The organism is Agrobacterium sp. 16-2014-1-2a (assembly GCF_053522705.1).
Genome location: NZ_JBNWBX010000004.1, coordinates 97,433 through 110,702 on the forward strand (window position 1 = coordinate 97,433; position 13,270 = coordinate 110,702).

Annotated in this window: 13 protein-coding genes; 10 read left to right on the plus strand and 3 right to left on the minus strand. The window is 60.3% G+C overall.

Annotated features, from left to right (window positions below; translation table 11 throughout):
• Window positions 1–14 precede the first annotated feature (14 nt).
• Complete coding sequence (locus ACQZ45_RS14665) at window positions 15–962, plus strand: helix-turn-helix domain-containing protein (RefSeq protein ID WP_309510107.1); 948 nt, start codon at window positions 15–17, stop codon at window positions 960–962.
• On the opposite strand, the gene ACQZ45_RS14670 is transcribed toward ACQZ45_RS14665, so the two are convergent.
• A complete protein-coding gene (locus tag ACQZ45_RS14670) occupies window positions 908–1,669 on the minus strand; it encodes an IclR family transcriptional regulator (protein ID WP_060642653.1) in 762 nt (253 codons plus the stop codon). The two genes, ACQZ45_RS14665 and ACQZ45_RS14670, sit on opposite strands and share 55 nt — an antisense overlap.
• A 136-nt stretch (window positions 1,670–1,805) precedes the next feature.
• Here ACQZ45_RS14670 and ACQZ45_RS14675 point away from each other — a divergent pair, with 136 nt between their 5' ends.
• The 9 genes from ACQZ45_RS14675 to ACQZ45_RS14715 all read left to right on the plus strand — a co-directional run bounded on the left by ACQZ45_RS14675 (window position 1,806) and on the right by ACQZ45_RS14715 (window position 11,203).
• Window positions 1,806–2,513 carry a 3-oxoacid CoA-transferase subunit A gene (locus ACQZ45_RS14675; RefSeq protein ID WP_112515306.1) on the plus strand — a complete coding sequence of 236 codons (708 nt, stop codon included), beginning with the start codon at window positions 1,806–1,808 and terminating at the stop codon, window positions 2,511–2,513.
• The gene (locus ACQZ45_RS14680) at window positions 2,510–3,205 is read left to right on the plus strand and encodes a CoA transferase subunit B (RefSeq protein ID WP_013762376.1); all 696 of its coding nucleotides are present in this window, start codon (window positions 2,510–2,512) and stop codon (window positions 3,203–3,205) included. Before ACQZ45_RS14675 ends, ACQZ45_RS14680 begins: the two co-directional genes overlap by 4 nt.
• A gap of 10 nt (window positions 3,206–3,215) precedes the next feature.
• Entirely contained in the window at window positions 3,216–4,421 is a 1,206-nt protein-coding gene (gene pcaF, locus ACQZ45_RS14685; RefSeq protein ID WP_309510108.1) for a 3-oxoadipyl-CoA thiolase, read from the plus strand.
• Window positions 4,422–4,824: 403 nt separating this feature from the next.
• On the plus strand, window positions 4,825–5,853 hold the full coding sequence (locus ACQZ45_RS14690; protein ID WP_038495107.1) for a LacI family DNA-binding transcriptional regulator: 1,029 nt from the start codon (window positions 4,825–4,827) through the stop codon (window positions 5,851–5,853).
• 282 nt (window positions 5,854–6,135) lie between these two features.
• Entirely contained in the window at window positions 6,136–7,077 is a 942-nt protein-coding gene (locus tag ACQZ45_RS14695; protein ID WP_309510109.1) for a sugar ABC transporter substrate-binding protein, read from the plus strand.
• Between the two features lie 143 nt (window positions 7,078–7,220).
• The gene (locus tag ACQZ45_RS14700; RefSeq protein WP_004431052.1) at window positions 7,221–8,120 is read left to right on the plus strand and encodes a sugar phosphate isomerase/epimerase family protein; all 900 of its coding nucleotides are present in this window, start codon (window positions 7,221–7,223) and stop codon (window positions 8,118–8,120) included.
• Between the two features lie 10 nt (window positions 8,121–8,130).
• Window positions 8,131–9,141, plus strand: a complete 1,011-nt coding sequence (locus ACQZ45_RS14705) for a Gfo/Idh/MocA family protein (RefSeq protein ID WP_448742313.1) — start codon at window positions 8,131–8,133, stop codon at window positions 9,139–9,141.
• A gap of 9 nt (window positions 9,142–9,150) precedes the next feature.
• Complete coding sequence (locus ACQZ45_RS14710) at window positions 9,151–9,936, plus strand: TIM barrel protein (RefSeq protein ID WP_076844714.1); 786 nt, start codon at window positions 9,151–9,153, stop codon at window positions 9,934–9,936.
• Between the two features lie 220 nt (window positions 9,937–10,156).
• Window positions 10,157–11,203 (plus strand): LacI family DNA-binding transcriptional regulator, encoded by a 1,047-nt coding sequence (locus ACQZ45_RS14715; RefSeq protein ID WP_013762382.1) that lies wholly within the window; start codon window positions 10,157–10,159, stop codon window positions 11,201–11,203.
• A gap of 10 nt (window positions 11,204–11,213) precedes the next feature.
• On the opposite strand, the gene ACQZ45_RS14720 is transcribed toward ACQZ45_RS14715, so the two are convergent.
• Window positions 11,214–12,260, minus strand: a complete 1,047-nt coding sequence (locus ACQZ45_RS14720; protein WP_004431060.1) for a carbohydrate ABC transporter permease — start codon at window positions 12,258–12,260, stop codon at window positions 11,214–11,216.
• 14 nt (window positions 12,261–12,274) lie between these two features.
• On the minus strand, window positions 12,275–13,270 hold the full coding sequence (locus ACQZ45_RS14725; RefSeq protein WP_004431062.1) for a carbohydrate ABC transporter permease: 996 nt from the start codon (window positions 13,268–13,270) through the stop codon (window positions 12,275–12,277).

The window sequence follows — 13,270 nt, forward strand, 5'->3', positions numbered from 1 at the left end:
GAGCTGGGGGTGACATGCGGGTTGCGGCGAATGAAGGCCTATATGGCGAGGAGACAGCGCAAGGAACCGCTTTCCGCTTTCATTGCGAGACGCTTTTTTCCAGAAGCAGCCTGCATCGCTTTGAAATCGGCCTGCACCGGCATGCCGCGTTCCTGCAAATCTTGTACATTTGGGGCGGCGAGGGCGATGCATTGCTGGATGGCCTCACCGAGGCTATCCGCCCACCGGTCGCCATTGTCGTGCCGCCGGGTTTCGAGCACGGCTTTCGTTTTTCGCGCGATATTGGCGGGGTGATCGTCACCGTGCTGCCCGGCGCGCTTGCCGCATCCGTACAGGCGCTGCTGCTGCGGAATTTCCAGCAGCCCGTGTTGTTGCCGTTGCAGGATTTCTCCGAGGGCGAGCGATTGCGCAGGGATTTCGAACATATCTCCGCGGAGTATGAAAGCCACGAGATAGGCCGGGAGGCGATGATCGAAGGTCAGCTTGCCACCGTGGCTGCGCTTCTTGCGCGAGCGGCGCGGCCTCTACTGGAAAGAACCGGGGAAGGCCCTGCGGAACAGCGCTTCGAACTCCTGCTGTCACTGATCGCCCGACATATTCGCGAGCCGCGCAAGGCGGCGTTTTATGCGCAGAAGCTCGGCCTTTCCGAGACCCATCTCAACCGTCTCGTCCGTTCCGTTTCCGGCCTCAGCCTGCAACGGCTTGTCGCCAGGCGCCAGATCGAGATCGCCCAGCAGGAACTGATCTTCACCGTATCGACCGTGCAGATGATTGCGGAAGATCTCGGTTTTGCCGACCCGGCCTATTTCAACCGCTTCTTCAAGCGGGAAACAGGCATGACACCGCGGGCATGGCGATTGGCTGAACGGCGGAAAATGGGAGATGACGGCGCGGCTTCGGCCTCATCTCAGGCAAGCATTCTTCCCAACTCACGCTGGACGGAAAGCAGTGGCGGCAAATAACGTTCCACCAGATCCTCCATGGACGCTACCGAGGCGGCAAGCCCGACATTGAGTGCTGCGACCGTCTGCCCGCGCACGGTTTTCACCGGCACGGCAATGGAGCGAAGGCCGATCTCCACCTCCTGATCGATCAGGGCATAACCACGATTGCGGGTCGCCTCGAGTTCGTCGAGCAGGGCGTCGATACCGGTCATCGTCTTTTCCGTCCGTGCCACCAGCCGCGAGTGTTCCAGGACCTCGCGCTGCCGTTCCGGTGTAAGGGCTGAGAGGAGAACGCGGCCCATGGAGGTGCAATAGGCGGGCAGGCGCGAGCCAGGCATGAGGGCGATGGACATTACCCGCTGCTGGGCGGCGCGCGCCACGTAGACGATTTCGGTATCGTCCAGAATGGAGACTGATGTGCTGTGGCCGATCTCTTCCGAGAGACGGTCGAGAAGGGGCTGGACGATGCGCGGCAGCGGCATGGTGGCAAGACAGCCGGTGCCAAGCCGCAGAACCTTGGGGGTCACAGTGAAGAACTTGCCGTCATAGGCGGCGTAACCCATTTCCGACAGTGTCAGCAGACAGCGCCGCGTGGTGGCGCGGTCAAGGCCTGCGATGTCAGCGGCATCGGATATGGACAGGCGCGGGCGCTCGGCGCTGAACGCCTCGATCACCTTCAGCCCCTTGGCGAGACCGCCCATCATGTCTCTTTCATTGACGGCCATGTCACGCTCCATTTGTGCGATATACGAACAAAAATCATATAACGCACAAAATTGTTGCCGTCGAGGCGGATTCGGATTTAGCTCTGCGCCAAGCAGCCTTGCGAGTTCCCATTGCTAGGCTGGATGGAGGATTGATATGGACAAGACAATCAAAAGCGCGACTGATGCCATTTCCGGTATCGACGACGGCGCGACGGTGATGATCGGCGGTTTTGGCGGCTCCGGCGCGCCCATCGAGCTGATCCACGCCCTGATCGACAAGGGACCGAAAAACCTGACGGTCATCAACAACAACGCCGGCAATGGCCGTATCGGCATTGCCGCAATGATCGATGCGGGCATGGTCAAGAAGATGATCTGCTCGTTTCCGCGCTCTTCCGATCCGCGCGCTTTCACCGACAGATATCTGGCCGGCGAAATCGAGCTGGAACTTGTGCCGCAGGGCACGCTTGCCGAGCGTATCCGTGCCGGTGGCGCCGGCATTCCGGCATTCTACACCCCGACTGCCTTTGGCACGGAGCTTGCCAATGGCAAGCCGATCGCCGAATTCGACGGCCGGTCGTATGTTCAGGAACGCTGGCTGAAGGCGGATTTCGCCATCGTCAAGGCTGAGCTTGGCGATACCTACGGCAATCTCACCTACAACAAGGCGGGGCGCAATTTTAACCCGCTGATGTGCATGGCGGCAGCCACCACCATTGCCCAGGTCTCCAAGATCGTCGCTGCCGGCGAGATCGACCCCGAGCATGTCGTCACGCCCGGCATTTTCGTCAACGGCGTCGTGCAGATCGCCGATCCGCAACAGGAAGAAGTCCTCATTCGCGCGGGAGTAGCCTACGCATGACCCAGCCAATCAACACTCGCGACGATATCAAGCTTTCCAACGCCCAGATCGCCTGGCGCGCGGCGCAGGACATCGAGGATGGCGCTTACGTCAATCTCGGCATCGGTTTTCCCGAAATGGTCGCCCGTTACCAGCCGCCCGGCCGTCAGGCTATCTTCCACACCGAAAACGGCATCCTGAATTTCGGCGAAGCGCCGCCGGAAGGTGAAGAGGACTGGAACCTCATCAATGCCGGCAAGAAGGCCGTGACGCTGAAGCCGGGTGCCTCCTTCTTCCACCATGCCGACAGCTTCGCCATGGTGCGCGGCGGGCATCTGGATGTGGCGATCCTCGGCGCCTATCAGGTGGCGCAGAATGGTGATCTCGCCAATTGGCGCGTTGGCTCCAAGGGCGTGCCCGCCGTTGGCGGCGCCATGGATCTGGTGCATGGCGCCAAGCAGGTTTTCGTCATCACCGAACATGTGACGAAGAACGGCGAGCCGAAGCTTGTCGACAAATGCGCCTTTCCGCTGACCGGCGTCGGCTGCATCACCCGCATCTACACCAGCCATGCGGTGATTGACGTCGTGGATGGCCGTTTCGTTTTGCGCGAAAAACTGGCTGACATGAGCTTCGATGAATTGCAGGCCATGACCGGCGCGCCTCTCCATGTCGATGGCGAAGTCGCCGATCTTGTCGCCCCGGAACTTTGAGGAACAACCGATGACCGATGCATTCATCTGCGACTATATCCGCACACCGATCGGCCGTTTCGGCGGTGCATTGTCTTCAGTGCGGGCTGACGATCTCGGTGCTGTGCCCTTGCGGGCGCTTGTCGAGCGTAACCCGTCCATGGATTGGGAAGCCGTCGAGGACGTGATCTTCGGCTGCGCCAACCAGGCGGGCGAAGATAACCGCAATGTTGCCCGCATGTCGCTGCTGCTGGCCGGCCTGCCGGTTTCGGTGACCGGAACCACGATCAACCGGTTGTGCGGTTCGGGCATGGACGCTGTCATCGCCGCTACCCGTGCCGTCAAATCCGGCGAGGCGGAATTGATGATCGCAGGCGGCGTGGAAAGCATGAGCCGCGCGCCCTTCGTGCTGCCCAAGGCCGAAAGCGCCTTTTCACGCAACGCCGAAATCTACGACACGACCATCGGCTGGCGTTTCGTCAACCCGCTGATGAAGGCGCAATATGGCGTCGATTCCATGCCGGAGACCGGTGATAACGTCGCCGTCGATTATCAGGTCTCCCGCGAAGATCAGGACGCCTTTGCCGTTCGCAGCCAGCAAAAGGCAGCCGACGCGCAGGCCAATGGCCGCCTCGACAAGGAAATCGTCTCGGTCACGATCCCGCAGCGCAAGGGCGATCCGCTGGTGGTGTCTAAAGACGAACATCCGCGCGCGACGAGCCTTGAAGCCCTTGCAAAACTGAAGCCTGTCAACAAGCGCGACGGTGCGACAGTGACGGCGGGCAATGCATCCGGCGTCAATGACGGTGCGGCGGCTCTCATCATCGCTTCGGCTGAAGCCGCAAAGAAATACAGCCTGACGCCGATTGCCCGCATTCTCGGCGGAGCAACTGCCGGCGTTCCGCCGCGCGTCATGGGCATTGGCCCCGCGCCTGCCTCAGCCAAGCTTCTGGCGCGTCTCGGCCTGAAACAGGAAGAGCTTGACGTGATCGAGCTGAACGAAGCCTTCGCCAGCCAGGGTCTCGCAACGCTTCGCCAGCTCGGCATTGCCGATGACGATGCGCGGGTGAATGCAAATGGCGGGGCGATTGCGCTTGGGCATCCGCTTGGGATGTCCGGTGCGCGCATTGCCGGCACCGCAGCACTCGAGCTTTCTCTGACCGGCAAGCGTTATGCGCTCTCGACCATGTGCATCGGCGTCGGGCAGGGCATTGCCGTGGCGCTCGAGCGGGTCTGACGGGACCGCGGCATTCGGTTCTGTTGAACGGTCCGGATGCCGCTGCCGCCGTGTCTTCACATATGTCGGCAGGTGCTCAGGAACTCCACGCATGATTTTCTCGCGTTGGTGCATTCCAACTCCCCTCATTCCTGTGCTTGTCACAGGAATCCAGCCGACGCGCGCCTGCGCGGCGGAGGGAGTCTTTTCAGCCCAAGGACTTGGGCTGGCTGGATCTCTGTGACAAGCGCAGAGATGAGGGAAGTGGAAAAGCAGGCCTCGCACCGGACACCCCAGCCATCAATATTTATGCCGCGCGTTATGGCACCCCTTGCCGAAATCTCGGTTTGCGTTGGATTCTATCATGATCCGTGACATGTTTTGCGGGGTATGACAGGATTCTTTCCGTGTAAGGGGTGTCTTCATGAAGCGTCCAACAATCACAGATGTTGCAAACGCCGCCGGCGTCAGCGTTGCGACTGTCGACAGGGTATTGAATGGTCGCCTGCCGGTGCGGGAGGAAACCTCGCGGCGGGTGTTCGAGGCGGCGGAAAAGATCGGTTTTCATGCCACCAACATCATCCGCCAGCGCATGCTGGCCGATCTGCCGTCCTATAATCTCGGAATCATTCTGCGGAAAGAACGGCACTCCTTTTACCAGGCATTTGCCGATGAGCTGGAGCTTGCGGCGCGCAACGTGCGGGATCGCCATCTGAACCTGCGCATCGAATTTGCGCAGTCGGGCGAGCCGAGCGAGCTTGCGGCCCTTCTGTCCGGCATGAAAGGTCGGGTGCAGGCCGTTGCGGCCACCGGGCCTGACCATCATGACGTTACGGCGGCCGTTGAGGCGCTGAAGGCGAAGGGTATTCCCACCTTTTCGCTGCTTTCCGATTTCGCGCAGGGTGTGCGGGAGGCCTATCTTGGCGCGAATAACATGAAGGTCGGGCGCACGGCGGCCTGGATGATCTCGCGGCTGGCGCGCAGCAAGGGCAAGGTGCTGCTATTGCTCGGAGGCCACCGTTTTCACGGCCATTCACTGCGGGAAACCGGTTTTCGCAGCTATATCAGGGAATATGCGCCGGAATTTGAGGTGATGGATGCGCTGATCACGTTGGAAACGCGGCGGCTGACCTACGAGCTTGTCATGGACACCATCGCCAAACACCAAGATCTCGTCGGCATCTATTGCATCGGCGGCGGCATGGAAGGTGTGATCGAGGCCTTGCAGCAGGAGAACCGCCAGGAAACCATCGTCTGCCTCGTCAACGAGTTGACGCCGGAATCGCGTCAGGCGCTGCTTGAGCGGCGTATTACCGGCGTGTTCCAGACACCGCTTCGCGAACTGTGCACGGACCTTGTTGCCACGATGGTTCATACCATCGAACACGGCATGGCGGAAACGCCGGGACAGAGATTTGTGCCCGCTCATCTATGGGTTCCTGAGAGCCTTTGATCGTTTGATAGATTTTATCATAAATGCCGCGTCTATTTCTATCAGCCATGATGGTTTTGCCCGCCGAAGACGCGTTGACGCCGGCCCCGGACTAGGATCATGTTGCCGGCATGTGGAGCGGGCAGGAGGCTGATCCACGACAATAACGATGTTTCAAGGTTGCCAAACGCCGCAGATTTCCATCTTCGGCGACGGGTATCCTTTTGCCGGCGATCGGCTGTGGCGCGATGCACTTGCGGCTGTGCGACCGGTTTCTTTTCAAGAGTTTCGGAGGAGGATGACATGAAAAGACATTTTGCGATTGCGGCTCTGGCCACCATGCTGGCGACCACGGCTTCGGCTCAGACCATCGGCGTTTCGATGGCCCTGTTCGACGACAATTTCCTGACCGTGCTGCGTAACGGCATGATCGACTATTCGAAGCGCATGAACGGTGTCTCGCTGCAGATCGAGGACGCCCAGAACGATGTCGGCAAACAATTGAGCCAGGTGCAGAACTTTGTCGCGGCTGGCGTCGACGCCATCATCGTCAATCCCGTCGATACGGATGCGACGGTGGCGCTTTCGCAGGCGGCTGCCGCAGCCGGCATTCCGCTTGTCTACGTCAACCGCCAGCCGGTCAATCTCGACAACCTGCCGGACAAGCAGGCCTTCGTCGCTTCCGATGAAAAACAGTCGGGAACGTTGCAGACGCAGGAAGTCTGCCGGCTTCTGAAGGCTGCCGGCAAGACGGAAGCCAAGGCCGTGGTGATGATGGGCGAGCTCTCCAACCAGGCAGCGCGCATGCGGACTGAGGACATCAAGGAGGTCGTCGCCACTCCGGATTGCAGCTTCATCAAGCTCGTTGAGGAGCAATCCGCCAACTGGTCGCGCACGCAGGGGTCGGACCTGATGACCAACTGGCTCTCGGCTGGCGTTGAGTTCGATGCGGTGATTTCCAACAATGACGAGATGGCGATCGGCGCGATCCAGTCGCTGAAGGCGACCGGCCGGCCGATGGACGGCGTCATCATTGCGGGTATCGACGCGACCCAGGATGCACTTGCCGCGATGGCGGCGGGCGAACTGGATGTCAGTGTTTTCCAGAATGCCGCCGGCCAGGGCAAGGGCGCGGTGGATGCCGCGCTGAAACTCGCGAAGGGCGAGACGATCGACAAGAAGGTCTTCGTGCCCTTCGAACTCGTCACGCCCGCCAACCTCAAGGATTATCAGGCGAAGAACTGAGGCCAGCATTCACTGGGAATGCCGGCAATAAACCAAGGGGCCGCTCATGGACAAGCAGGCCCAAGGCCGCGGTCTCTTCTCCCGGACCGCGGCCTAACCTGTCCGCAACGACCTCAACAGATACCGACGACAAGGAAGCGTAAATGCGCATCGCCATCGACCCGTTCATGCACCGCCATCTCAGCCTCGAAGCCCTTCCCGCCAAAGTTAGGGAGCTCGGCTACGACTGGATCGAACTCAGCCCGCGCGCCGATTTCCTCGAATGGTTCAAGGCGCCACGCGTGTTTCCCGAAAGGATCCGCTCGTTCAAGAAGGCGCTGGCGGCCGAAAACGTCAAGATTGCCTCGCTGCTGCCGATGTATCGCTGGGCCTCCAATGACGAGACCGAGCGGCAGGCGGCAGTAAAACACTGGAAACGCGCCATCGAGATCGCCGTCGAGCTGGAGGTCGATACGATGAACTCCGAATTTGGCCGTGGACCGCATCCCGACAAGGGTTCCTGCTATTGCTGCCATACCGGCTCGATGATCGAGGCCTGCGAGGATGCCTGGTGGCGTTCAATGGAAGAACTTGTGCCGATCTTCGAGCGCGAAGGCATCAATCTGCATGTCGAGCCGCATCCGGAAGACTGGTGCGAGACACTTCAGCCGGCGCTCGACATCATCCGCACCGTCAATTCGAAGAATGTGAAGTTTCTCTATTGCGCCCCGCACACCTTCTATTTCGGCGACGACACCAAGGCGATGCTGCGCGAAGCGAAGGATGTGCTCGCCCACGTGCATGTCGGTGACACCTTCAATCACAAGGCCAGTTCAGGGCTGCGCTACATTCTCAACCCGCCCGGCACGCAGGCGCGCGTGCACCAGCACTTGAACATCGGCCAGGGTGAGGTGCCGTGGGACGACTTCTTCGGCACGCTTTCCGAAATCGGCTTCGACGGCATCATGACCTCCTGTGTTTTTGCCTGGGAGGACAGGGCCGATGAATCGGGCAGGTTCATGTGCGCCGAGATCAACAACTATATCGAAAAATACCGCAAGTGAGGTTTTTCCCATGACTGTGAGAATTGGTGTCATCGGCACCGGCGCGATTGGCCGTGACCATGCCCGCCGCATCAACAAGGTCCTCGGAGGCGCAAAGGTCGTGGCGCTGAGTGACGTCAACCCTGCATCCGCCGAGGCGGTGAAGAACGACATTGCTGCGGACGCCGTCATTTTCGCCACCGGCGAGGAACTGATTGCATCGCCGGATGTGGACGCCGTTCTGGTGACCTCCTGGGGTGCAACGCATGAGCAATATGTGCTGGCGGCCATTGCCGCCGGCAAGCCCTGCTTTTGCGAAAAGCCGCTGGCGACAACGGCGGAAGGGGCAAAGCGCATCGTTGACGCCGAGGTGGCGCAGGGCAAGCGGCTGGTTCAGGTGGGCTTCATGCGCCGTTATGACGCCGGTTATGTGGCGTTGAAACAGGCCGTCGACACCAAGATCGGCGCGCCGATCATGGTGCACGCTGCCCATCGCAATCCGGCGGTTCCGGAGCAATATGTGACTGCTATGGCCATCCACGACACGATGATCCACGAGATCGACGTGCTGCGCTGGCTGCTCGACGATGACTATGTTTCGGCGCGGGTTCTCCTTCCCCGCTCGGCAGCCAGAAGCCATGCGCGGCTGAAGGATCCGCAGATCGTCATTCTGGAGACCACCAGGGGCACGCTCATCGACGTCGAAATTTTCGTCAATTGCCATTATGGCTATGATATTCAGTGCCAGGTGGTGGGAGAGGATGGCATCGCCAGCCTGCCGGAACCGATGTCCGTCCAGACCCGCCTTGGCGCCAAGCTACAGAACGATATCCTGACAGACTGGAAGGATCGCTTTATCGCGAGCTATGATGTCGAGCTGCAGGATTTCATCCATGCGGCGGCGAAGGGCACCGCGGCCGGACCTAATTCCTGGGACGGTTACGTGGCCGCCATCACATCCGATGCCTGCGTCGCCGCGCAGGAAACCGGTGGCGCTGCGGTCGCCATCGACCTTCCCGCGCGTCCTGCCCTTTATAAGTGAGGATATCTCATGCGTTTTGCCATCAACCACATCACCGCACCAAAACTCTCCCTCGAGGACTTCTTCGCGACAGCGCGCAATCTTGGCCTTAGCGAAGTTGAAATCCGCAACGACCTGCCTGACATCGTCGGCACGGTGGACCCGGCTGCCGTGAAGGCCGCGGCCGAAAAGGCCGGCGTGACCATCATCTCCATCAACGCGCTTTATCCATTCAACGTCTGGTCGGGCGATCTGCCAAAAAGGGCAGTCGTGATGGCTGATTACGCCGCCGCAAGTGGTGCGAAGGCGCTTGTCATGTGCCCGCTCAACGAGGGCCGACAGGTACCGTTCGACGATCTCGTGGCCGCGCTCAAGGCCATGAAGCCCATCCTCGAGGAACGTGGGCTGACCGGCCTTGTCGAACCACTCGGTTTCCCCGTCTCGTCGCTGCGCACCAAGGCTGAGGCCGTCAAGGCCATCGACGCGGCAGGCGGGGGCGATGTCTACAGGCTGGTGCACGACACTTTCCATCATCATCTGGCAGGAGAGACGGTGTTTTTCCCCGAACGCACCGGCCTCGTCCACATATCAGGCGTGACAGACCCCGCTGTCTCCGTCGCCGACATGCTGGACGCCCACCGCGTTCTGGTGGATAGCGACGACCGGCTGGAGAATCTTGCCCAGATCAGGACGCTGGAGGCAGCTGGCTACAAGGGGCCTTACAGCTTCGAGCCTTTCGCGGCTGAGGTGCATGAGTTGAAAGACCCGGCTGCTGCCGTCAGAGACAGTATCGACCATATCTCCCAGGCGCTATGACCGCCTCACCGCCTGCGGTTTGCTGCAGGCGGTGCTTGCGTTCGAATACAGGCTGATTGGTAGAAAACACAGAGAAATCAATTCCGCTTTTACGGATGATGCTGTAATCTTTGCGTGACAAAACAGAGCAGCAATCGGGCTCGGGTATTCTTGAAATCAACTGCTTTGTGCCGGTTTCTTGCCCGCCCCATCCTTAAAAGAGCGGGTGAATTTCCCTTTTATGAAAATAGACAGGAAAACGACGCTTAAGGATGTGGCGCAGCAGGCGAATGTTTCGCTTAGCACCGCTTCGCACGCCCTTAACGGCACGGCCCCCTTGACCACGCTGGTGCGCGAGCGGGTGCTGGAAGCGGCCCGTTCGCTCGGTTATCTCGAAAACCGCCGGCAGAAGGCGACGATTGCGACCTTGCGCGTGGTGTTGCTGGCAATGACCAACGATGCGGCTCCGCAAAGTGATCTCAACATGGTCAGCTGGACGATGCTGAACGGCTTTCGGCGCGAATGCGAACGGCGCGGCATTCGCATCGTTCCCTTCGTCAGCGCCACAAGCCGGCTTGACCCTGTCGCGGTGGCGCAGGCGGCGGATGCCGACAACGTGGATGGCATCGTGGTGTTGAACGATGACCGGTCGCAACTGGTTCAGGCGCTTTCGGCGCTCGGCAAACCGGTGGTGCTGATCAATGGCGAGGACCCGGCCATGATCGTCGATACGGTGACGGCCGAGAACCGTTTCGGCGCCCGCCTCGGCATCGAGCACCTGCTTTCCCTTGGGCACCGCAATATTCTGCACATTACCTGGAAGGGGCGCACGACGATCCGCCGCCGTTACGACGGCTATAGCGACGCATTTCTTGCGGCGGGGTTTCCGGTGCCTGCGGATATGGTCATTGAGGTGGAGAGTTATGAACCCCAATGGGGCGAAACCGCCATTCGTCGCCTGCTGGCCGAGGAGCGCCCGCTCAGAAATGCAACGGCGATTTTCTGCGCTGCCGACAATCTGGCGCTCGGCTGTCTGAAAGCACTGACGGAAGCCGGTGTCCGGGTTCCCGATGACGTTTCGGTATTGGGTTTTGACGATATCATGCCGGCGGCCTTCAGTGCGCCGCCGCTCAGCACCATTCAATTGCCCGCCGACAGGCTGGGTGGTGCGGCACTTTCCCTGCTGGAGCAGCGGCTTGTCGCCGCCGACCCGACCCGGCCTGCGCACCGGCTGGAACTTGGCTGTCGACTTGTGCTGAGGGGCAGCATCGCACCGCCCCCCAAGTGATACCGAGCTTTTACTTCATGCCCGTCCCAGCAATGCCTGTCGTGATATAGCGTTGCAGGAACAGGAACACGACGGTAACCGGCGCCAGGCTGAGGAAGGTCATGGCGAGAATATAGTGCCATTGCACCGAGAACTCGCCCTGGAAGGCGTTCAGACCCACCTGCAGTGTGAAGTTCTCGCGGCTGCTGAGGACGATCAACGGCCAGAGGAAGTCGTTCCAGCGCCACAGCACCGAGAAGATTGCGAGAACCGCTAGTGCAGGTGCCGTCAGCGGCAGGATGATGCGCCAGAAGATGCGGAATTCGCTGGCCGCATCGACGCGCGCGGCTTCGATCAGTTCGTCCGGGATCGTCAGCATATATTGCCTGAGCAGGAACACGCCGGTTGGTGTCGCGACGGTGGGAATGATGACACCCCAGAGATTGTCGACGAGGCCGACACCGACGATAACAAGATAGGCTGGCACCATGACGACGGTAAGAGGGATCATCAGCGTGGAGATGATCAGCACGAAAATCGCCTTCTCGCCGCGGAAGCGGTATTTCGAGAGAGCAAACGCCGCCATGGCGTTGACGATCAAGGTTAAAACGGTCGCGACAACAGTGACGAAGACCGAGTTTTTCAGGAAAGTCAGGAAGTTGAACTGGGTCAAGGGATCGGTGAAATTCTGCGTCGCGATCGTCAGTTTCTGGACGGGCGACATTTCGCGCGTGTCGACGCTGACCGGCGGGCCGGGATTGGCCGGATCCACCATCTGCGCCTTGATGCCAACGCGCCGGACCATGGCCATCTCCCGCTCCATGCCGTCGATGGTGACGGTCCAGAGGCTGAGCGGCCTGTCATAACCTGGAACTTCCACCTGCACGGCGGCGCGCGGCAGAAGGCTCGGCGGAAACCGTGTGATCTCGGCTTCCGGCTTCAGCGAGGACATCGCGGCCCAGACGACGGGTATCAACACCGCGAGCGTGCCGCCGATGAGCCACACCCAGGAGAGAATATCGGTGAGACCGATCCTGCCGGGGCGGCGGGTTCGCGTCAGGAAAGTGACTGCGTTCATATTGCCGGACATGATCAGGACTCCATCTTTTTGCCGAGGCGCAGTTGCACGAGCGTCAGCGCGAGAAGAACAAGGCCCATCAGAACCGATGCGGCGGATGCGAGGCCGAAGAGCCTGAGATCGCTGCCGAAGGCCATCTGGTAGATATATTGCACCACGAACGTGTTGGCCGTGCCCGGCCCGCCGCCATTGGTCAAAACCCAGGCCTCATCAAATATTTGCACTGAGCGGATCATCAAAAGGATCAGTACGACGAGAAGGTTGGGAGCCAGCAGCGGCAGGGTGATGCGCAGCAATGTGCGCCGGGGCGAAGCGGCGTCGATTGCGGCTGCCTCATAAAGGTCTTTGGGAATGGCCTGCAGCCCGGCCAGCAGGATGAGCGTGTAAAAGCCCATGTGGAACCAGACGGATACGACCACGACGAAGAAGCGCGACCAGCCGACATCCAGCAGGAAGATTTCCGGCGGCACGCCGAGCATCTGGAAGAAGGCGTTCAGCAGTCCGTTGCGGTCAAGAAACCATTTCCAGATGAGGCCGATGACGACAGGTGACAGCAGCACGGGATAAAAGAACATGGCGCGGAAGAAGCCGCGCGCGGCAATCGCCCTGTTAAGAATGAGGGCCGTGACCAGCGCGACGAACAGCGTGGCGACAACGTTGAAGCCGACGAACCAGAGCGTGTTCCAGATCGCTGTCCAGAACAGCGATTCCCGGCAGCTTCCGGGGTCCATATAGCTCTGGCAATCGAGCAGCTTGCCGAAATTCTCCAGACCGACAAAGGGGCGGTCGGTGATCAGCAGCTCGGTGCCGCCGGTAAAGGCGTAACCGACGGCAATGGCAATCGGCAGGAAGGTGAAGATGCCGAAGAGAACGAGGTTCGGCATCAGGAAAATATAGGGCATGCGTCTTTTGCCGATCAGCCGCTCTATGAGGTTGAGCGGCACTTCGGCAATCGCCATCACGGCGTCGAGCACGCGGTCGGACAGTCTCGCAAGCGTCGGATTGGCCAT